We start from the raw sequence: 19,493 nt of genomic DNA on the forward strand, positions 1-19,493 counted from the left end.
GTATTTTACGCACACCTGTTTCTACGAACGTATGAGCGGGTACGACCTCGTCGATATCGAGGTCACACACGAGTCTGCAGACGATCTCCTGGATTCGCTGTCTGAAGACGGTGCTGAGGGAGACCATCTACAGAGTATCCAAGCTGTGCGTCTCCAAGCCGGCCAACCGGACTCCGAACTTCGGTCGTTGAAAGAGCTGGACGAAAACTCCGTCAAGCTACTGGAACACCAAGTGGATGCGGCTTATCGGGCCCTCTTCGAGATGGACGGAAAAGCACTCCTGGCTGACGAAGTCGGCCTCGGGAAGACAATTGAGGTCGGGATGATTCTCAAGGAGATGCACTTCCGTGAAACGGACGAGTCCGTCCTCATCCTCACGCCCGCACAACTGGCCAAGCAGTGGCAGGCAGAGCTCCGTGAGAAGTTCGGACTCGACTTCATCTGCAACTACGACGACGAATTCGAGGACTTCGACGCCCATGACTACATCATTGCGAGCATCGATACTGCGAAGAGCGAGCGACACCGCCAGACGGTTCTCGACCGCGATTGGGATGTTCTGGTACTTGATGAGGCACACTACGTCAAGAACGAAGAGACGGACCGCTACGACCTGATTGACCGGCTCGCATACAACTACGCGTTCTTCCTGACTGCGACGCCGATTCAGAACGAACTGACTGACCTGTACAACGTCGTCTCGCTACTCCGCCCCGGACTGTTCGGCACACGCGATGTCTTCCACCAGTACTTCGTGAACAGCAATCAGGAGACGCTCGTCAACCGAGACGAGCTACAGGATCGGCTGAACAAAGTGATGATCCGGAACCGACGGGAAGACACGGACATCGACTTCACGGACCGGACTATCGACACACGGACGTTCGAGCCTACCCCAAAGGAACGCGAACTCTACCAAGCAGTCTCTGACTACGTCAAAGGCGCGTACAGTCAAGACCAGGGACAGAAGCTCGTACTGATGCTCCTTCAGAAGGAGGTCGTCAGCAGCCCGGTCGCGCTTAAGCGGACCATCGAGAAGCGACTCTACGAACAGTCGGAGCTCACGCACGCGGACGAACTGGAGACCATCTTGGATCTGATCGATGAGATCGATACGGTGACAAAACAGGAGCGGCTCTTGGATATCGTCGAAGAAGCCCGCGACAACGTCGAGATGGGGAGAGTCATCGTCTTCACTCAATTCCGAGCAACCCAACAGCAGATCCTCGACAGACTCGTCTCAGAGGGATACACAGTACACGCCTTCCACGGCGGTCACTCCAGCAGTGAGAAAGAACAGATTGTCGAGGATTTCGAAGAAGAGGGTGGAATCCTCGTTTCAACCGACGCGATGAGCGAGGGGCGAAACTTACAATTTTGCAACATGTTGGTAAATTTGGACTTGCCGTGGAATCCGATGCGTGTCGAACAGCGTATCGGTCGGATACATCGAATCGGGCAGAAGCGGGACGTCTTCATCTTCAATATGGCGTTGAAAGATACGATCGAGGAGTACGTACTTGAGCGATTGTATCATAAAATTGATCTATTTCAGCAGAGTGTTGGAGAACTGAGCTCGATCTTGAGTCGCTTGGAGGAATCGGGCACAAGTTTCGAAGACCAAATTTTCGAGCGGCTAATGAACGCTGATTCCGAAGTCGAGCTTGAGAACGACTTCGATGCGATGGCTGTTAACCTCCAGGAACAGCGCGAGCTCGCCGACAAACTTGAGGAGTTCAATAGCGGCGTGTTCGAAGGGTTTGACCTGGGGGAGAGCGATGACTGACGCTTCGATTACTGTCACGCAATCTGTGGTAGAGCAGTTCACAGAACGGTATCTCCGCTCTATCGGCTGTTCCATCGAGCGAAGTGACGATCACTGGGTGGTGTCGGTACCCGATGATACGGACACCGAGATCACCCACGGGAGACACACACTTGTCCGTGGGGAGGGTACTCCAGAGGATGACAGCACGAAACGGCTGAATCCGGAGAGTGCGTTCTTTCAACGGCTACTCCGTGAGGCGGGTGAACGGTCACCTTCTGGCAAGCTGTCGATAGAGAGTGAATCCGACATCGAGATCCCGGGGTGGATCCAAAACGGCGCTGTCGAGGTACAGGGCGCTCAGTTCACTCCGTACTACGACCGTACAGCTATCGTAATTCTCTTTCGTGTCGGTATCGAGACCGTCAGTGAATACCAGCAAGAGCTTCTCCGCGCCGTCGCTGTGGACGCACGGTCGGAAGAGCACCTGCCGAGATTGGCGGAGAGTTTCCTCGAACGAACATCGATAGAGGCCAACGAAGTCTTCGCTGGCAACTCACAATTGGCAAAGGAGGAGGCACGACCACTTCTCGATGCGGCTCGTGATCTGCTACTTGACGGAATACAACACCGACTCGACGAGATCCATCAGGAAGCCTCGCGTGCTGCAGATTCAGAAGTTGAAGAGTACCGCCAGATGCAACAACAGCGTATCCAGGAACTACAGGAGGAACACTCGAACTTGTCGTCGAAGATCGACGACCTAAGTGAGAAGATCAACACTGGAGACGAGGACTCACGCGTTCAAGCACTTCGAGAACGTAAAGAACTCAAATCGGAGTACGAGGAACTTGACGAGACGCTCGACGAGTTGTGGGAGCGTCGTGATAGTGGGTTCCCCGAGCGACAACGAGAAATCCGAGAGAGGCACTCACTCGACGTGAAGGTCACGCCGCTTACTCTGACTGAAATCGAGTACGAGCGAGGTGAGGTCGATTTCGAACTCATTGACGGTAACATAAATCAAACCGTTACTCTTGGATACGGGAGTGGGATCGGTGTAGCCGATACTGTCCGATGTTCGGCGTGTGAACAGGAGCTCTCTGAACACAACCCGATTCAAACGATTTCGAACGGTCTCGAATGCCGGAGTTGTACTGAATGACGCTAAGATACTTCTACTAATTTAAGTATATACTCGATGAAACTATCGTATTAGCCATTGGCGTAAATGTAGTGATACACGTATCAGAGGGCAGTATACTGTTGTTTCTAAGACTCGTCGGATTAATATTGTACCACTTCAATTACTTGTGACTGAGCACATTCAGTACTATAGATTAATAGCTCGAGAAATCTGCCTTCCTAAGTGAAACGAGCTTGTTCCCCGTATATCACCCTGGATTTCGTGTGTCCTTTCATCCACTATACCACCGGCTAAGCAGCTTAAAGTCGGCATTCAGAGCGAAGCTAGCCCTAGATTTATTGGGATAGTGTCTCTCTGATAATCTGTCTCCCGTCAAACCCGAGGCTCCTGAATACACACCCGCCTCGTTGGAACACAAGCAGGAGACAGAGAGTCCGACATGACCGCCGCGACCCACCCGATCGACAGCTGTACCGTTACTCCTGACTCCGCTCCTCGTGGAGCCCTGCCGCTGGTTGAGCCGCAGGCAGCACATCAAGCGTTCCTCACAAATAATCCGAACGTCCACTCGGTCGTGCTCAAACTCCCACACGTTGAGCGGCTCGTAAACCAGGGAGAGACTGCTGACTCGTACTTCCCAGACTCCATTGCGGTTATCACGACATCAACGTGCCGCGATGAATACTTAAGCGAACTTACAGTACAACGAGAGGCAGCTCTGATCCGGGCGTTCGATCCCACGGTACACATCCCGTTTGATGTGCCTGTGTATCGCTCTACATCGCGTGTGGAGCGTCGCGAGCGGATCCGCCAGCAACTCAGGGGGACTGCCCGCGTGGCAACGGAACTGGCTGACACGGATATCAGCCTCCTCCCATTGATAAAAGGCACCTGCAAGGAGGAGTGGCAAATCTACCATCGCTTCCTCCAACACAACGACATCCACGTTACCGCCATATACGGTACCCAATACTTCAGCAGCGGCGCGGGGCTGCGGCCTCTCAGGGAGGATATCATGACGATAGTCTCGATCATGCCGGATCTCGAAGTCATCCTACTCGGGTTGCTGTATCCACCGTACCTCGAGCAGCTTCCTCCACAGGTCATCGCAGCCAGCGGGTTGCATCAGTGGCGGACCCGCTGCGATCTTCGTGAGGGCTCCATCAAACAGACTCACGAAGAGTATGGCCGACTCAAATCGGAGGTCAACGCCACCCTCGGTGAGAGTCAGATGCCGCTTTCGACGTGGGTTGAGGATACGGGGGTCACCGCATGATGGGCGGTGGCTTCTCCACCGGTCACGAGTACCAGACTCGGGGCCGCGGAGTGTCCGGGCAAGGTTCCGGCGCTGGATCTGGAACGAGGATCGACACGTTCGTCGACGAAGGCGATACTGTCGACGACGCGTACGATGAGTTTGCTGAGGACACCACAATCACCGACCGGCAAGGAGAGACAATATCTGCCCGACGGGATGTCATCGTCGCAATCCTTGAGGAGGACCTCTCGATCAAAGAGTCACAACTTATCGGCTCGTTCACTCGCGGGACAATGGTGGGGCCGCTGAAGCAGGACTCCGACGCAGATATCATGATCGTGCTCGACGCGGATGAGCATCGACAATGGACTACTCAGCGCAACGGTGCCACGAACGCACTGCGGGCTGTCAAACGGCGTATCGAGAACGACCCGCGGTTCGCCGATACTGAGGTGACCATTGACCAGAACGTGGTGAAGGTACGCTACCACGACTCGACACTGGAGATCGCCCCAGCGTTTGACTACTCCGAGGTCCCGCACGCAGAGCACCCACGAGATGGGTTCAACCTATTCAACGACGCCAGCGATGGCTATGCGATCCCCGATACACACGGGTCCGATTCGTGGATGGGGACGAATCCTCGTGCCTATAAGAACGAATTCGAAGCGCGTGACCAAGCTCACGATGGTCGTGTCTCTGGCCTCACGCGGATGATGAAAAAGTGGTCCGACAACAATGAGGTCCCCGTTCGGTCGTACCACATGGAGATCATGGTCCACAACTACTTCGCTGAGAAGGCCCGGACCGGCGAACGCGTCCCCAGCAACTACCATGATCTCGCAATGGACTTCATGCAGTCGCTTCCTGACCGAGTCCGTTCGACGACACGAGAGCCAATCTACGACGAAGCGGTCGATGGGGGTATGTCACGTGAAGAGCGTGAGGCCGCTGCCCGTAAGGCAGAGTCTGCAGCAGACACGCTTGACGAGGCTGCGGCGGCGAAAGAACGTGGGGATACTGCAACGGCAAAACAGCGTCTGAAAACTGAGTATGGGGAGGGATTCCAGTGACCGGTGAGATTGAGGGGGACTCTGGACTCACTACAGACCTAGAAGACCGTGTTGTGAACTGTGCGGACAATGTACTGCACACGTATAAGGGCCACTTCGAGGCCGCCGACACATACAGCGACCGTGGAAGGCAGCTTGATTTCGTCACGACGTTCGGTGCTGCCATCCTTACGGTTGCGCTTATCTGGAACCAGGCCCCGGTCATCGTTCCGATCGGGATTGCAGTCGTCACTGCCGTTGCATCTGCGTACAAAACGATGACAAATCCAGATCAGACCGCGAGCAAGCACTATCGTGCAGGTGAGGCGTACTTACGGTTATTAGACGATATCAAGGACTACATCGCGCTTGAATTTAACGCAGATACTGAGTACGAGGAGTTGGAGCGCAGGTATCGAGAACTTGCTGAGCGGAGGCAGGATTTGAACGAGGACATGCCTCAGCTGAATCGGAAATGGTACGATCGTCTCGACGAGTCAACAATCTACGACGAGATTGAGACTACTGAGGAAGCGAAGCGTCGACTCCTCAACCGGTAGTCTCGCTAATTAAGCCACAGTAGGTGGGTTGGCTCTGTTGAAATCCTTCGGAATTGACATAGCGGAGAGCCGCTCTTCGCGCTGGTTTTTCGTCGATCCGGGTAGAAACTAGTATCACAGCAAATCGCAAGATATGGAGATGGTTTCAGCAGAGCCTGACTACTCTACTTCTCGTCTGTAGGAGGCGTTACCGACGATTTGACGAACCGATGGCGAGAGAACTGCTTCAGTTCTGGAAGGGAGTGAAGAACGCCTTCCAGTAGAGGACCGTCCACTTCGGTATTTCAGTACGACAGTGCCGTGCTGAATCAATTTCTCAAGGTCTGTTTCCTCTATCTCTTCCCCCACCTGTTTTCTGAACAGGTTGTTGTCTCCTCGGGTCACGTCCGAAATCCTATTGAGGTAGGGGTCTTCCTCGCAGTAGTCTTCTACTCGATTCATTACTCCTCTCTCCATCTTTTCAAGGCCGTCAGATAGGGCCTCTACGAGGTATCCGGGAACTTTCACGTACCAATACGAATAGGCTCTAGAGTTGTAGTGGTCGCGGAGTCCACCGACGGCTACGAGTTGTTCTTTAGCATCCTCAATATCCTCATCGGTGAAGCCGTGGTAGTCCAGCGTGTTCGACATACCCCGGGTTTGGATGCTGTATGCACTCTGACGGGAGTAGTCCTCCTCATACGTGCGCGCCAACTGTAGTACAGTCCAGTAGGCCCATCGCACCGGTGCTTCCGAATCAACGGCCTCACGAACCTGCTTTACAGCATGGTCATAGAACTCGTCATAGAACCCGCGAGTTTCGAGTATTTCCTCTACTTCGTCCTCTGTTGGACGGGGCAGATTCTCCCACCCATCTCGAATCTCCTTTGCCGCTAGTCGAGCCTCTTGAATGTCAACATCCGTACCGGAGAACCTTGCTTCGATGTTTTCCACATACCGGCGGTTTTGATTGAGTCGGTTGAGTTGTTCGAGACTGTATGCTCCAACAACGCCGTATTCGTCGATGACTTGATGACAGAACTCCTCTACCTCGGTCATCGCATCATGCTTGTAGTTGCGGACTTCACGCTCGATGAAGTCCCGGATCCTATCCGCCATGTCTGGAACCTCACGCATCTCCTCGCGCAGATCGTCATCGAGCCGGAGTGAGTAGTTTGCCATATTGCTACTACTGTACTACAGTAGTACGACTGTACTAATTAAAACTATTGCCGGTCAGAGACACTGTCAGGTTTAGCCAGGTCGGAGTTTGAGAATCTGAGAATTGTAGTTCTTTATTTGTAATCGGTCACCGACTTGCGTCCTGCATCTCACACGCTGTATTTGTCCATTACTGAAGATTTCAACAGAGTCGATGGGTTGGGATTTCGCAAGCTACCCAAACTCCCCCAACGACGGCTCCACAACCCCCGACACCGCCCGCTGAATCTGTTCTCGATCCCACCCAAGCGGCGACACCACACTCTCGGTAGCCCGAATCGCCTCCCGACGATACCATCCAACATCGTACCGCCCCAATGACTCGTGCCCTAACCGCACCCGCCCCAACCCAGTTGCATCATCATCCACCACGAGGTACTCGACGCGCTGGCCGGGCTCGAGCGCACAGTCCTTCCACTTCGCGCGCTTCAACGCCGCCACCGTCACCGTCTCGTAGCGGTACTGCTCAGCGCGCTTTGACACCCGCTGAGTCACCAGCAACTCCGACGGGTCAACGTCCCCATCCTCTAGCCGCCTGAGCCACCGCCGCAGCTCCCCGACGACGGCCTCAACGTCGTGGGTCCGGTCCAACGTTCGGATCAACGACGCCTGCAACCGCACAATCCACGCCGGCGTGTCGTCCTGGCGGCACTCGATCCCCCGCGTCTTCACCGCCTCACCCACACCCTCGTCCGGATACGACTCCCCACGTCGCCGGCCGAAGTACCGCGTCAGCGCCCCACCATCCCCACCGCGACGTGGACAGAAGGCGACCCACTCGAAGGCGCCCTCGTACTCCAACTCGATGCCCACCTCCTAGACAATCGCTTCGAGCGCCTGCCGGTCGGTTGCAACAATATCCGGCGCCGGCGTCACCCTGATCGACACGACGGAACTTTGAAACGCGTTCTGCATACGAACTGGCCGAGGAGCACCGCGACCTCTTCGAGCGGATCAACTAGTGTGATGACCCGACCATCGCGGTGCTATTCAGCACGGCGCCGCTGCGGAAACTAGACGCACACAACGGGAACGAAGGCCACTACCGATTTGATGAGATCCACCTCGTACATCGACGCATTCCACGGGGGCACAGATCGATGACGACCCTGTAGAACGAACGTGACAGGCTCGATATCCGTATCAGGGACTCAGCAGCCAGTGACCAGAGCCGTCACTCGGATCCTTCGCCGCCATCGGGAACAGCTTGCCCCTCGCTTCCGTCGACATCGTCGACGATGTCCTGAAAGTAGGCACGACTGTCGTAGTCACTCGGGTCGCCACCGAGTTCGTCGGCCAGGTACTCACGGATATCCTCCCGCTGCTCACCCATCTTCTCGCGGGCGGCCTCGATCTCGTCGTCCGTCACCGGCTCCGGATCCCGTACCATTTCTCCTACCTCCTAAGATACCGTTCGAGGGTCTGGAATTAGTGGTCTTCGGCGTGGTTGAGCGCGACGCCGGCCGGGTGGGGCTCGGTCACGAACTCTGTCGTGTCCTTCTCACCCTCCTAGCTCTGTTGAGGTCCTATGATTCAGATACTATCTGTGGTGAACCAGCCGCTCAGTGGATCTGCGGACCAAACGTGACTCCGGAATCTCACGAGCAGAAAGCATAGTAGCAGACTCATCAATTGAGTATCGATATGTCCTACACGGTTGCCCGCCGGTTCGAGGTGTAGACGGGGTTCTTGCCAGCCACGCGTGTGCTGTTACTCGCGGCTCCCAATTGCGTAGATTCGCCCATCGGCAACCCCGACATAGCACATCCCGTGCGCTAGTGCGACCTCTGTGTCCATCACGTACCCCGCCATTCCGATATCGGGGACGGTGATTTCGATGGTCCATGCCCGGCTGTCACTCGTCTCGTAGGCAACGACGGAATCACTCCGTGGGACGACCACACCACCGTCGCCGGCAGCAGGCGGTTGGTCGTCTCCGGTTTCGTCTGATTGCCACCGAATGGATCCATCAGCGATGTCGATCGCGACGAGGCCACCGTGATGGGTAGTCACGTACGCCGTCTCGCCTGTGACTGCTGGTGACGGAATCGCGTTCCCGTAGTCGTCGTCGACGACGGTTGTCCGCCACAGCACGGTTCCATCTGCGGTATCGGCGGCAACGAGTTCCTCGGCGATGCCCGGGACGTACAGGCGGCCGTCGGCGACCGTCGGGGTGCCCTGAATATCCGGACAACACTCGTCTGGGGTGGCGATCTGGTTGCTCCACCGTCGATCCCCAGTCGTCGCATCGAGTGCGGCAATGCGCCCATCGGTTAATCCGACGTAGACCCCCTCGCTGTCGGCGCAGGGTGCTGTGTAGCACTCCCCCTCAATGGCTGTCCGCCACTGTTGGGTACCATCCAGCGTGTAGGCGTACACTGCGTTATCCTCATCTCGTGTCGCCAAGTAGCACGTGCCGTCCACAACTGCTGGCGAGCCAGTTACATCCGGAATCGTCTCCGTCCAGTGGGTCGATCCGTCGATACGAGCGAGTGCCGTCAGCACCGCCTGCTCGTAGTCGGGCCCTCGTGTGACAACCAATAGCGTCTCGTTGACGAGCGCAAGGCCCGCGACACGGCCTGTTCCGAGTTCCACGTCGAGTTGCTGCTCGCCGGATTCGGCGCCGAACCCTGCAAGGTAGGCTTCCGAGTGCTCGGCATCATCTGGCGATTCGACATAGGCGATGTAGACCCGGTTCGGACCGGCGATCGGCGCCGTTGCGCTATGGGGGTCAGTCCCCGGACGGCGAAGCCAGGCGACATCGACGTCGCCGTGGGGGACTGTGGAGGTTGCGTTTCCAGTTCGGCCACCATCGTGACCGTCCTGCAGCCAGCGGCCAGCGGTGCTGTAACTCGCAGTGTATGCGTCGTTCGTGAACGGTTTCGGAACCGACTCGCCACCAGAGCGACCGGGAAGGTTCGGTGCGGTACAGCCGGCAAGTGACAGAACACCTCCGCCGGCCGCCGTCTGTTGGAGGAGCTGTCGACGCGTCAGCGGGACCATACCCCCTGTGGCTAGCGCTGTGGTAAACCCCTTCTGGAGGGACAAACAGCTGGTAGCGCCAATTCGGACCCCCTCAAAAGCCCCCCGGCGCTCGACGACCGCGACTCGCAAAAACGCTTAGCGGAAAGGTCGTTTCGGTCGATGAACAGGCATTCGAGAACGCGGGCGGTCAGGTGGTCGATGGAGATGGCTTCCCGGTCGTTGACGAGACGCCGGCGTTCGTGGCGACCATCAACCTCTGGCTGACACGAATTGACGGCACAGTCCAGCTGCCAACAGAGCACGACACAGTTGATCATGAGTCTTACGAACCGAATGATTATGACGACGACCCCCATAGTGAGGCGTAAGAATGGCCGCTGAAAGTGAGCAGCCCGTGACTCCCGACAAGATGTCCGCCGAGGAGGCACGGCAATACCTCATGCGGTTCCTTGGCCACCAGGACCTCGACGAGCATGAGGAAATCTACGACGAACTCGCCACCGAATAAGACGGAAGAAGGCAGTCTCTCGGCGTCCACTCGTTCTTCGATACTACTGTTTGGTCCCTCCCAGGATCTATCTCAACAAAAACATCTCAGAGTTCAGTGGGTACAGCGCCCGGAGGTCCATGTACAAATCCGCGAGAGGCTTCGGGTCTTGACTTCGAGGCGGTTTACAGGCCAGTCGCGAGGAAGGGCGATGGCTGACCCATTCCGTAGCCGCGGCGGTGGCGAACGCCTCAACGGCGACTGTTCGGGCACAGCAAGATACGTTGGAGGAACAGGTAGACTGATCGAAGCACAAGATGAAGTATGAATAATTTCTCAAGAAAACTATTTGACTCCTCCATGCGTTAACTCCCCTATGACCGAGACGTGGGATGACGTCAACGAGCAGGTCAAATCTGACTGGAAATCAGAGACCACGCCGTTCGAGCGGGTCTACGAAATCGTCGAACAGACCCACGACGGGCAGTCGGCCGCCGAGATCGCCGATCGCGCACTCGTGAGCGAGCCAACCGCACGTCGACACTGCAAGACGCTCGTGAACACGGGCTTCGCCGAGACGGAACCAGACGGCCAAACAACGCTGTACAAGCGCAACAGCGACCGGATCTTGATGTCTCGGATCCGTGAGCTGCGCGAGGAAGTCGATCGGTCGGAGCTACTCGACAGTATCCAAGACATGAAAGCCGAGATCCGGCGCTACGAGGACCGCTATGACGTGGTGTCGCCGGAGGGACTCGCCCAGCAGCTCGACGCCGACGAGACGGACGGCTGGGACGACCTCACCGCCTGGCGCACGACGCGGCAAAATCTTGCCGTCGCGCAAGCCGCACTCGCCTACGACGAGGCCAGCCACCAGCTCGCCGTATGAGCAAGGACGACCGTGCCGGCGAGTTCGGGCCGATCTATCTTCCGGCCCTCCAGCGGATTCGTGGCCTCTGGCTCGAACTCGAACCGCTTGTCGACGAAACAGCGTACGACGACGACGTCGCCCCCACGGAACTGCAGATCAATCTCGAAGATGGACTCTGCGACGCCGACAGTGCTCGGCTCGACATCCAGTGGAGCGAACTGGAGATGTATTCGTTCCAGTACGTCGATAGCGACGACGTCAACTGGCGCTTTGATCGCCACCCGAATACACACGCTCCTGAGATCCATTTCCACCGTCCGCCTGAAGCCGTGACAAGGGACGCCGAACCGTCCTGTATCGACGTGACCGAGGTCTCACTCGTGACGCGTGCCGTCCATGCGATGTGGCGGGCTGCGTACGAGGACGACGACATGGAGCAGCTGAATAGCGTATCAAACCCGCCGTGAAGCGGCATTAGCGCATTGCGCGGTCAGCCACGTCTATTCTCTGCAACACGCGCGCTATCGGCGCCGAATTACGTTGCTTGTGTTGGGCGTGCGTTCGGAGCGCTTACTCCTCGGCGACCTCGTCGAGCGGGATCCGCTCGACGCCGACCGAATCGTACGCCCGGTCCGTTGAAAGGACGGATTCGCCCTCGACATGGGCGATTCCGGCGTGGACAGCGTCGAATGGTGTAAGCTCCTCCTCGTCGATGAACGCCGTCGCTGCGAGGAGTGCGTCCTCATGCTCGTCCGGTTGGACGGGGATGAGCTCCAGGAGGTTCGGAATCACTTGCGTGACGGGAAGCGTGTACTCCGCGTCCTTCTCGTCGTAGAAATAGACGAGAAACTCCACATAGGTCGCGATCGACGTGTGGACGTCGTACTCGTCGAGTGCTGCCTCGGCGTCCGCTTTCAGCCAATCAGAGGGTTTCGCGAGCGCAAACAGAAAATCGCTTTCGACGTACATCCCGGGTTACCGTGTCTGTCCCGCGGCGTCGATCTCCTCGCGTTCAGTCGCGACCTCCCCGCGAGCCTTCCGCCGCGCCTCGGCTTTCAGCTCGTCCGACGGCGTTCCCTCTAGGCGGTCGCCGACGGCGTCCTCGACGGCCGCAAGAGGATCGTCGGCGATCGGAAACAACGCGACGTGTGTCGGGAGTTCGACGATCCGGTATTGCTCGCCGAACCGTTCGCGGACGTCCTTTGGTAGGTAGATTCGCCCGCGGTCGTCGGTGTTCGTTGCCATGGGTGTGTGTACGTTCACGCTTGGGAAAGGTCTTTCCCGTATTTCTCTTGGCTTTCCCCGATGTTGCGGCGGTGTGCTCCCCTCCCTGACGGTCCGCTAGGTGCGCGGGCGAACGCCGTCGGATCGACATCCGCGATGACGTACCAGGGTCGGCGTCGAGACGGACGATAGCGCACGTCCTCACACCCAGCTTGATTCGTCAATCGATTGTGAATGTCGCGGAGGAGGGTTCGCTGTGTGTAGCGGTTGCAACCGGCGAGAAAGATCATTCTGTGCGGAGGGAGGATTAGCTCGTGGCGCGGTCAGCCACGTCGATCCGACGCCTTGCTCTGCTACCTCGCGACGCACGGCGAACTCGACGCCGACCGGCTCCCGGAGTGGGATGAGTTCCAGGAGCTGGCGGCTAACTACGAGATGCGACTATCTTGAGACCGAACATCGTCGCCAGACGTGGCGTCTGCCAGCGTCAGTTCGGATCGTAGGGATTCGTTGCTGTATCGAGTCGATAGATATCCTCGACTGCGTCAAAATCATCGTCGAATGCATACAGGTAGCCGAGTCCCTCGGTTTGCATATACGCGATAATGCAGGCATCGACGAAGGAAAGCAGTTCGTGTTGGCGAAAGAAGGACTTCGCTGTCGCGAGGGCGTCAGTGGTGAGTGAGTCGATGTGGAAGCGGGCGTTTTCTTCGGTTCGATCGAGGAGATCGACGGCTGCGTCGTGGCCGGCATGGGTCGTGAGGCCGTTGAGCGTTTCAGCGAGTACGTAGTCGAGGACGACTGCCTCCGGGAGCGTTCCATTGTCGATGCCGTGGAGCACGGGAAGCGCGGCATCGTGGGATCCATCCCGTCGGTATGCGGCGGCAAAGAGGACTGTCGTATCGATGAGTGCACGAGGCATTTACTCGACGTCGACGCCCCAGGCGTCGTGATCGCTTGTGGCATCGGTCTGCTGCTCACCAGCGTAGCCGTCGAAGTCGGCGAACGTGCCCGTTTGCTGTTGGATTACTTGGACCCGAATGCTCCCGTCGTCTTCGAGATGCCAACGGAGTTGATCACCATCGTCGATATCGAGCTCCCGACGAATCCTGGCAGGGATATTTGCTTGGTTTCCAGACACCTTGCTTTCGGCGTCGATTCTGTCGCTGCTCATACCTCCCGGTATGTGGCCGACGGTGAAAGGCCTAGTGTGGCGCAACACTACCCAGTCCCAAAAGAGCGATTCCGACGAAGAGGATGGTTATCTACCCAACCTCCCCCAGCGACGGCTCCACGACCCCCGACACCGCCCGCTGAATCCGCTCGCGAACCCACCCCAACGGCGAGACCACACTCTCGGCAGCCCGGATCACATCGTGCTAGATCTGCTACCCGCCCCCCAGCGACTCATGTCGACCCGACGCGTCCACCACGACGACACATTGAAACAGCGCCTCCGTGAGGCAAATGCGTGCCACTTCGGGAGGCAAAATCCATCGACACCCTCGCTGCGGACACACGCGAGGCCAAGCTCACACTCTCTGCGGATCCACCACTCACACTCGCACTGGACCGCCACACCAGTACCCCACGCCTCGGCCGCGCCAGTGCAACACCGCGAAGTTACGCCGCAAACGAGTTCGTCCCCAGCGACCGCCGACGGCTGTTTACACACCTTATCAACGACACGAGCCTCACATGGAAGCAGGCCCACCGGGCGCTCGACCGGTGTCTCCAGTGTTGGGACGCAACGGGGTCACTCGACAGCATCACCGACTATCCAGAGTTCGACACGCCGCAATTCCATACCACTCGCGACATCCTCCAAGCGGCCGATTCGAGTTACCACGATCTCGAAGCTACGAAGCTCCCCGACAGCACCGATGTGGCGGTGATCAACGAGGCGGGACTGAGCCCTCTCGACCGTACTCTCCTCCCCAATTCCTACAAGCAGGTCGACCCCTTCACCGGTGACACGACCTCCCTCCCTCAGTTTCACGTTTTCCCCTCCACCTCGGCGATCGTCGACGCGCTCATCACGCAACTCGATGCCCACACTGCCGAGGCCGTCGGGATCGTCCTTGACGAGTCGAGTCTCCTCAGTCCGCTCGTCGAGTCCGCACTCGAGACCGCCGGCATTCCGTATCAAGGTGGCCCAGGATTCATCGACGACTCCGATGTCCGGACCTTCCTTCGACTTTCCGACGCGGTCTTCACCGGCAGTGATCTGCGCGTTGCCGAACTACGCCCGCTCATCGAACGACTTGGCATCGACCTCGCAAGGACTGCTGATCACCGTCGTGTCGATCGTGTCGACATCGGCTCTGCCTACGAGCAGTTCGCCGACGCGCTCCACACAGGCACTGTCGACGACGCAATATCGACGTACGAACTGGCCGCCGAGACCTCACTCACCCACCTTCGCGAGGAGTGTGCCAAGCTCGGTCTCCTCTCGACAGCGTTCACGCCGCAGCGACTCACCCAACTCCGGTACTATATCGAGTCATTCGACATCCCGGTCGACCAGCCGAACGAAGGAATACTATTGACCGACGGCGCGGCAACCAGCTACGTCGACCGTCCGGTCGTATTCTATCTCGGCTTAGGAGACGGGTGGGCACAACAACCCCCAGACAAACCGTGGATCGACCCGGTCGAACACGTCCAGCAAGACCTCGACCGCTTCGAGATCCTCCTCCAGAACGGGCAGGAGCGACACTTCCTCGTCCAAGCATCGCAGGCCGACGCAGACACCTCCCCGTGTGTGTACTTCCAAGACCTCGTGGAGCACTCCGTCGAGTCGTTCAGTGACCTGCCGCACACGACCCACGGTGCTGACGCGACGCGGGAGAGCGTCGGGACCCCGTTCGTCGCCCCCGACAAACCGGACACAGACCCCGAGCCACCGGAGACGATCAGCCAGTCCACCCTCCAACGCCTCGCCAACTGTCCCCGTGAGGAGTTCTTCCACCGACTGGTCGAGTCACCGACGACGATCCCGATGGCTCGCGGCACCGTGATCCACGAGGCCGCAGAGCTGTGTGTCACGCATCCGGATGCGGTTCGCGAGCGGCACACTGAGGTCGTCGACGCGATGCTCGACCAGATTCGTGCGTACGCGACGACGGCCCGCGAACGAGTCGAACGAACGCAGTGTGAGATTGCACTCAAGACGATACAGCGATATCTCGACGCCCGTCCGCCGACCGACACACCGCACGAGACGTACAGCGACCGCTCGCAGTCCAACAACCTCGCCGACCGGCTGGGACTCACTGTCGACTCTCCACTCACCGAGCGGTGGTTCCAAGCCCCGGACATCGGACTCCACGGCTTCGTCGACCTGCTCCATTCGGAGACGGCGCTCATCGACTACAAGACCGGCTCTAAGTCGTCGGCTGGAAAGCTGCGCCAACAGGCGGCACTCGACCCGCTGCATGACGAGCCGAATTTCCAAGCGGCGGCGTATCTCGCCCAACATCGCCGTGAAACCCCCGACCAGCCACTGGAGATCCGATTCGTCCACCTTCTCGAACATGACACGCAACTCGCCCGTGGCGACACTGTCCCGCTTGATGAGCTGGTCACCACGGTCGAGTACCTGCCCTGTACGTTCGGCGAGTTCGCCGCCCGCCGCGAGGCGTTCGACGCGGTCACCGACTACGCCGACTCCAACGACCGCGTGAAAGCACTCGACCCGCTCGGGTACGACGCATATCGCGAGTTCTTCGAGTCACACGACCTTCCACGTGAGGGGGTCGACCCGGAGCGACGGGAGGCCATTATCCAATCGTTCATCGAGTACACCAAAACCCGGGTCAAGGACACGAAATACGTCGAACGCGGCTGTCGCTCAGCCATTGAGGATATCGACGGCCTCGTGGGCGAGCGCTACCTCACGGAGGACCTGGACGCCTTCGAAGCGTTCGTTACCGCCCAACGCGAGCGCCTCGCAGCTTATCGGGAGGAGGGCTTCCCCATCCGCACCAACGAAGACGGCCCCAACTGGGATCGCGTCGACGCCCAAGATCTGGTGATCGACGATGTCTGAGCCGACTCCGAACGAGAACCAGCAGCGACTCATCGAGTCTACCGACGGGATCTATCGTGTCGACGCCGGCGCCGGGACCGGCAAGACGTTCGGGATCACCCGGCGGTACGCCCACATCCTCGACTCAACCGACGCGACACCTGAGGACATCCTCCTGGTCACGTTCACTCGCAACGCCGCTCGAGAGATGCGCGAGCGTATCGTCCAACAAACGGACTACGACCTCCGGGAACTCCAAGGCGCGCCCATCAGCACCTTCCACGCCTACTGTTTCCGACTGCTGCGTCGCTACGGGCACACTGTCCCCGAGACGCTGGGCATTGACGACCAGATCCCCGACTCAATCGACCTCATCGAGGAGCCAGTTCGCGAACGGCAACTGTTCCAACGGTTCATGTCCACCTTCGCCGACGACCATCCGGAACACGCAGACATGTTGCGTATCTTCCGTGACCCCGCCACGCTCCACGCGCTCGTCGGCGAGCTCGCTGCAAAAGGCGTTATCCCCACCCGTGACGGCTGGTTCCGGTCGACTGCTGGGCCACTCCACGGAGACCGCGAGGCGTTTTTCGACACCGTCGCCGACGCAAACGCCCCAGGCGAGGGGGCCTCCGGTCCGACCAACAGCGACGCACGAGGGTCAGTCAGCGGGTGGGACGCGAGTGAGTACGCCCCGGACGCTCCCTCGAAAGCCGAGGTCCACGACGATCCACAGGTCGATCTCGGTGTCATCGAACGCGCCTACGACGAGGATCGGACAGCGCTGGTGGCGTTCGTCCACGACGTCTACCACGAATATCTCGCCTACGCGCTCCGGAACGACTACCTCACGCAGGGGTTGATGCTGGCGCTGGCGTTCGTCATGCTGTGTGACCGGCCGGTAGTTCGCGAGCAGGTCGCCCACGAGTACGTGATGATTGACGAGTTTCAGGACACGAACGAGCTCCAGTTCAAGATCGCGCTGCTGCTTGCGGACACGAACAACCTCTGTGTTGTCGGGGACTGGAAACAGTCGATCTACGGCTTCCAACACACCAGCGTCGAGAACATCACCGCGTTCGACGACCGACTCGAGCGGTTCACCCGCGAGTTGAACGCCGACCGAACCCGCATCGACTACCCCGTCGAGTCGGTCACCACCATTCCGCTGTACGAGAACTATCGCTCCTCGGCCTCGATCCTTGAGTTCGCGGAGCAGAGTCTCTCGATCCCGGCGACGTACAGCGAAGACGTGGATGATCCGCTGGCGGGCGAGCGCTCGCTCGCGGCGACGAATCACGTCGACAACGCACGGATCGACGCGTACCACGCATCGAACGAACACGAACTTCTCCTCGATCGGATCCAGCTGGTCGTCGGCAACGACGACTACGCAGTTGAGGTCACCGACGACCCGCAACCGGACCCCGATGCCACCGCTGCACAGCAGGAAGCAGCCGAGCGCGAGCGACTGGGTGCGCCGTCGTACGGAGACATCGCTGTGTTCACCCGAACACGCGCGTTCGCTCGGGAGTTCCTCGCCGTCGCCGACGAGTACGGCGTTCCGGTCGCCTACGAAGGCGGCGTTGAGTTGTTCGATACCCCAGAGGCGAAGCTCGCACTCGCGTGGTTGCGGATCGCCGAATCAAACGCCCGTCGTGGGTGGGCCGTCGTCCTTGAGCGCGCCGGCTACTCGTTCGATCGCACGGAGACGATTCTGGATACCGAAGCGTATCCCGACGCGATGGTGCAGTTCCGCGAGGAACTTGCAGCGATCGACACGCTCGGGGGCTTCCTTCGACGCGTCTTCGACCGCTACGGACGCACCAGCGCGTACGCTGATGCGCTCGTCGATCACCTTACGAGCCTCTACGAGACCAGCACGCTCACGCGGGGCGAGGCGATCCAGTACATCGAAGCCAACCTCACTGCGGGGACCACCGTCGAGATCGAGACAAGTCCGGGCGAGGACGCCGTCACCCTGCAGACCATCCACGGTGCAAAGGGGCTCGAGTACCCGATCGTCATGCTCGCAAACCTCAACGACCGCGCGTTCCCACATTACGGCCAGCCACCCGGCTGCCCGATCGTCTACGATGACGAGTTGGGACTTCGCCAAACGCGGGCATACAGCGACGCGGGCGCCCATCCGCACGTCTACCCGCATTGGCCGACGAAGCTATTGCAGTCGATACAACCGTCGACGTACGATGAAGAGCGGCGCCTGCTGTACGTCGCGATGACGCGTGCGAAACGACACCTCCTGTTCACCGCTGGGGACGACCCAAGTCGCTTCATGGACGGGCTCTCAATCGACGCGACGACAGTCGAGCCGGCACCCGAACACGTCACGGTCGATCGAGACGCTGCCACGCCGTTCGAGACGACGATCCCCGACAGTAGCACCGTCCCGCGACGCCTCAGTGTCCACGATATCATGGACGACAGCGTCTACGAAGAGCGCGACGGCGGTCGTGGGACGGACTTCGGAACCGATGTACACGACTTCGCCGAGGCGTACGCGCTCGACGAACCCGTCGAACCGAGCAACGACGACGAGCGCGCCGTCGCGACGCTCATCGACGATCTCGATGGGGAACTCATTCCGGAAGAGCCTGCGTTGCTACCGCTGCCCGGCGACCCACAGGTGACGCTCGCGGGGATCATCGACCTCGTCCACGTGACGGCCGACAGCGTCGAGATCATCGATTACAAGACCGACCCCGACCGGCTGGCCCACGACGAGTACCGAACGCAGCTGAGTGTGTACTACCACGTGCTCGCAAGTGTGTACCCCGACCGGTCGATTCAGGCGACTGTCTTCTACACACAGACCGCTACGTCGGTTACTGTCGATCCGGTTTCGATCGACGAACTCGATCGGCTATCGAGAGGGCGACACCATTGACAACTC

The 19,493-nt window shown here is 58.9% G+C and carries 18 protein-coding genes and 3 pseudogenes; 13 read left to right on the forward strand and 8 right to left on the reverse strand.

The window, feature by feature from the left end:
- Nucleotides 1–31 precede the first annotated feature (31 nt).
- From GRX01_RS03895 to GRX01_RS03915, 5 genes are all read left to right on the forward strand, one after another.
- The gene (locus tag GRX01_RS03895) at nt 32–1,786 is read left to right on the forward strand and encodes a DEAD/DEAH box helicase (protein ID WP_159663627.1); all 1,755 of its coding nucleotides are present in this window, start codon (nt 32–34) and stop codon (nt 1,784–1,786) included.
- On the forward strand, nt 1,779–2,930 hold the full coding sequence (locus tag GRX01_RS03900) for a hypothetical protein (RefSeq protein ID WP_159663629.1): 1,152 nt from the start codon (nt 1,779–1,781) through the stop codon (nt 2,928–2,930). Before GRX01_RS03895 ends, GRX01_RS03900 begins: the two co-directional genes overlap by 8 nt.
- Nucleotides 2,931–3,351: 421 nt before the next feature.
- Nucleotides 3,352–4,188 (forward strand): hypothetical protein, encoded by an 837-nt coding sequence (locus GRX01_RS03905; RefSeq protein ID WP_159663631.1) that lies wholly within the window; start codon nt 3,352–3,354, stop codon nt 4,186–4,188.
- Nucleotides 4,185–5,243 (forward strand): CBASS oligonucleotide cyclase, encoded by a 1,059-nt coding sequence (locus GRX01_RS03910; RefSeq protein WP_159663633.1) that lies wholly within the window; start codon nt 4,185–4,187, stop codon nt 5,241–5,243. Before GRX01_RS03905 ends, GRX01_RS03910 begins: the two co-directional genes overlap by 4 nt.
- Nucleotides 5,240–5,782 carry an SLATT domain-containing protein gene (locus GRX01_RS03915; RefSeq protein ID WP_159663635.1) on the forward strand — a complete coding sequence of 181 codons (543 nt, stop codon included), beginning with the start codon at nt 5,240–5,242 and terminating at the stop codon, nt 5,780–5,782. Before GRX01_RS03910 ends, GRX01_RS03915 begins: the two co-directional genes overlap by 4 nt.
- A gap of 159 nt (nt 5,783–5,941) precedes the next feature.
- On the opposite strand, the gene GRX01_RS03920 is transcribed toward GRX01_RS03915, so the two are convergent.
- From GRX01_RS03920 to GRX01_RS03935, 4 genes are all read right to left on the reverse strand, one after another.
- A complete protein-coding gene (locus tag GRX01_RS03920) occupies nt 5,942–6,943 on the reverse strand; it encodes a hypothetical protein (protein ID WP_159663637.1) in 1,002 nt (333 codons plus the stop codon).
- 213 nt (nt 6,944–7,156) lie between these two features.
- Nucleotides 7,157–7,783 (reverse strand): hypothetical protein, encoded by a 627-nt coding sequence (locus GRX01_RS03925; RefSeq protein ID WP_159663639.1) that lies wholly within the window; start codon nt 7,781–7,783, stop codon nt 7,157–7,159.
- A 373-nt stretch (nt 7,784–8,156) separates the two neighbouring features.
- The gene (locus tag GRX01_RS03930; protein ID WP_159663641.1) at nt 8,157–8,372 is read right to left on the reverse strand and encodes a hypothetical protein; all 216 of its coding nucleotides are present in this window, start codon (nt 8,370–8,372) and stop codon (nt 8,157–8,159) included.
- A 320-nt stretch (nt 8,373–8,692) separates the two neighbouring features.
- The gene (locus GRX01_RS03935; RefSeq protein WP_159663643.1) at nt 8,693–9,985 is read right to left on the reverse strand and encodes an outer membrane protein assembly factor BamB family protein; all 1,293 of its coding nucleotides are present in this window, start codon (nt 9,983–9,985) and stop codon (nt 8,693–8,695) included.
- 119 nt (nt 9,986–10,104) lie between these two features.
- Here GRX01_RS03935 and GRX01_RS19080 point away from each other — a divergent pair.
- The 5 genes and pseudogenes from GRX01_RS19080 to GRX01_RS03955 all read left to right on the forward strand — a co-directional run.
- A pseudogene (locus GRX01_RS19080) lies at nt 10,105–10,218 on the forward strand (DNA-binding protein); the annotation flags it as partial.
- 119 nt (nt 10,219–10,337) lie between these two features.
- Nucleotides 10,338–10,475, forward strand: a complete 138-nt coding sequence (locus tag GRX01_RS18745; RefSeq protein ID WP_201289497.1) for a hypothetical protein — start codon at nt 10,338–10,340, stop codon at nt 10,473–10,475.
- 167 nt (nt 10,476–10,642) lie between these two features.
- Nucleotides 10,643–10,759: pseudogene (locus tag GRX01_RS19580) on the forward strand (transcription initiation factor IIB family protein); the annotation flags it as partial.
- A gap of 71 nt (nt 10,760–10,830) precedes the next feature.
- Nucleotides 10,831–11,343, forward strand: a complete 513-nt coding sequence (locus GRX01_RS03950) for a winged helix-turn-helix domain-containing protein (RefSeq protein ID WP_159663645.1) — start codon at nt 10,831–10,833, stop codon at nt 11,341–11,343.
- Nucleotides 11,340–11,792, forward strand: coding sequence for a hypothetical protein (locus GRX01_RS03955; RefSeq protein ID WP_159663647.1), 453 nt, complete (start codon nt 11,340–11,342; stop codon nt 11,790–11,792). The genes GRX01_RS03950 and GRX01_RS03955 overlap by 4 nt, the downstream gene beginning before the upstream one ends.
- A gap of 103 nt (nt 11,793–11,895) precedes the next feature.
- Here GRX01_RS03955 and GRX01_RS03960 read toward each other — a convergent pair whose 3' ends face one another.
- Both GRX01_RS03960 and GRX01_RS03965 read right to left on the reverse strand, forming a co-directional pair.
- Nucleotides 11,896–12,294: a PIN domain-containing protein gene (locus tag GRX01_RS03960; protein WP_159663649.1), complete on the reverse strand. Its 399-nt coding sequence runs from the start codon at nt 12,292–12,294 to the stop codon at nt 11,896–11,898.
- A 6-nt stretch (nt 12,295–12,300) separates the two neighbouring features.
- Nucleotides 12,301–12,570: an AbrB/MazE/SpoVT family DNA-binding domain-containing protein gene (locus tag GRX01_RS03965; protein WP_159663651.1), complete on the reverse strand. Its 270-nt coding sequence runs from the start codon at nt 12,568–12,570 to the stop codon at nt 12,301–12,303.
- 318 nt (nt 12,571–12,888) lie between these two features.
- Here GRX01_RS03965 and GRX01_RS03975 point away from each other — a divergent pair.
- Nucleotides 12,889–12,999, forward strand: a pseudogene (locus GRX01_RS03975) (transcriptional regulator TrmB); the annotation flags it as partial.
- 37 nt (nt 13,000–13,036) lie between these two features.
- On the opposite strand, the gene GRX01_RS03980 reads toward GRX01_RS03975, so the two are convergent.
- Together GRX01_RS03980 and GRX01_RS03985 are read right to left on the reverse strand one after the other, a co-directional pair.
- Nucleotides 13,037–13,471 (reverse strand): PIN domain-containing protein, encoded by a 435-nt coding sequence (locus GRX01_RS03980; protein ID WP_159663655.1) that lies wholly within the window; start codon nt 13,469–13,471, stop codon nt 13,037–13,039.
- Complete coding sequence (locus tag GRX01_RS03985; RefSeq protein WP_159663657.1) at nt 13,472–13,723, reverse strand: AbrB/MazE/SpoVT family DNA-binding domain-containing protein; 252 nt, start codon at nt 13,721–13,723, stop codon at nt 13,472–13,474. It abuts the gene before it with no gap.
- A 297-nt stretch (nt 13,724–14,020) separates the two neighbouring features.
- On the opposite strand from GRX01_RS03985, the gene GRX01_RS19440 reads away from it, so the two are divergent.
- A complete protein-coding gene (locus GRX01_RS19440; protein ID WP_159663659.1) occupies nt 14,021–16,600 on the forward strand; it encodes a PD-(D/E)XK nuclease family protein in 2,580 nt (859 codons plus the stop codon).
- Nucleotides 16,593–19,487 carry a UvrD-helicase domain-containing protein gene (locus tag GRX01_RS03995; RefSeq protein ID WP_159663661.1) on the forward strand — a complete coding sequence of 965 codons (2,895 nt, stop codon included), beginning with the start codon at nt 16,593–16,595 and terminating at the stop codon, nt 19,485–19,487. The genes GRX01_RS19440 and GRX01_RS03995 overlap by 8 nt, the downstream gene beginning before the upstream one ends.
- Nucleotides 19,488–19,493 lie beyond the last annotated feature (6 nt).

Source organism: Halobaculum saliterrae (assembly GCF_009831625.1).
Taxonomy (GTDB): domain Archaea; phylum Halobacteriota; class Halobacteria; order Halobacteriales; family Haloferacaceae; genus Halobaculum; species Halobaculum saliterrae.

Coding starts and splice junctions, on each gene's coding strand:
- GRX01_RS03895 (WP_159663627.1), top strand. CDS start 32: ATGAGCGGGTACGACCTCGTCGATATCGAGGTCACACACGAGTCTGCA.
- GRX01_RS03900 (WP_159663629.1), top strand. CDS start 1,779: ATGACTGACGCTTCGATTACTGTCACGCAATCTGTGGTAGAGCAGTTC.
- GRX01_RS03905 (WP_159663631.1), top strand. CDS start 3,352: ATGACCGCCGCGACCCACCCGATCGACAGCTGTACCGTTACTCCTGAC.
- GRX01_RS03910 (WP_159663633.1), top strand. CDS start 4,185: ATGATGGGCGGTGGCTTCTCCACCGGTCACGAGTACCAGACTCGGGGC.
- GRX01_RS03920 (WP_159663637.1), bottom strand. CDS start 6,943: ATGGCAAACTACTCACTCCGGCTCGATGACGATCTGCGCGAGGAGATG.
- GRX01_RS03930 (WP_159663641.1), bottom strand. CDS start 8,372: ATGGTACGGGATCCGGAGCCGGTGACGGACGACGAGATCGAGGCCGCC.
- GRX01_RS03935 (WP_159663643.1), bottom strand. CDS start 9,985: ATGGTCCCGCTGACGCGTCGACAGCTCCTCCAACAGACGGCGGCCGGC.
- GRX01_RS18745 (WP_201289497.1), top strand. CDS start 10,338: ATGGCCGCTGAAAGTGAGCAGCCCGTGACTCCCGACAAGATGTCCGCC.
- GRX01_RS03950 (WP_159663645.1), top strand. CDS start 10,831: ATGACCGAGACGTGGGATGACGTCAACGAGCAGGTCAAATCTGACTGG.
- GRX01_RS03955 (WP_159663647.1), top strand. CDS start 11,340: ATGAGCAAGGACGACCGTGCCGGCGAGTTCGGGCCGATCTATCTTCCG.
- GRX01_RS03960 (WP_159663649.1), bottom strand. CDS start 12,294: ATGTACGTCGAAAGCGATTTTCTGTTTGCGCTCGCGAAACCCTCTGAT.
- GRX01_RS03965 (WP_159663651.1), bottom strand. CDS start 12,570: ATGGCAACGAACACCGACGACCGCGGGCGAATCTACCTACCAAAGGAC.
- GRX01_RS03980 (WP_159663655.1), bottom strand. CDS start 13,471: ATGCCTCGTGCACTCATCGATACGACAGTCCTCTTTGCCGCCGCATAC.
- GRX01_RS03985 (WP_159663657.1), bottom strand. CDS start 13,723: ATGAGCAGCGACAGAATCGACGCCGAAAGCAAGGTGTCTGGAAACCAA.
- GRX01_RS03995 (WP_159663661.1), top strand. CDS start 16,593: ATGTCTGAGCCGACTCCGAACGAGAACCAGCAGCGACTCATCGAGTCT.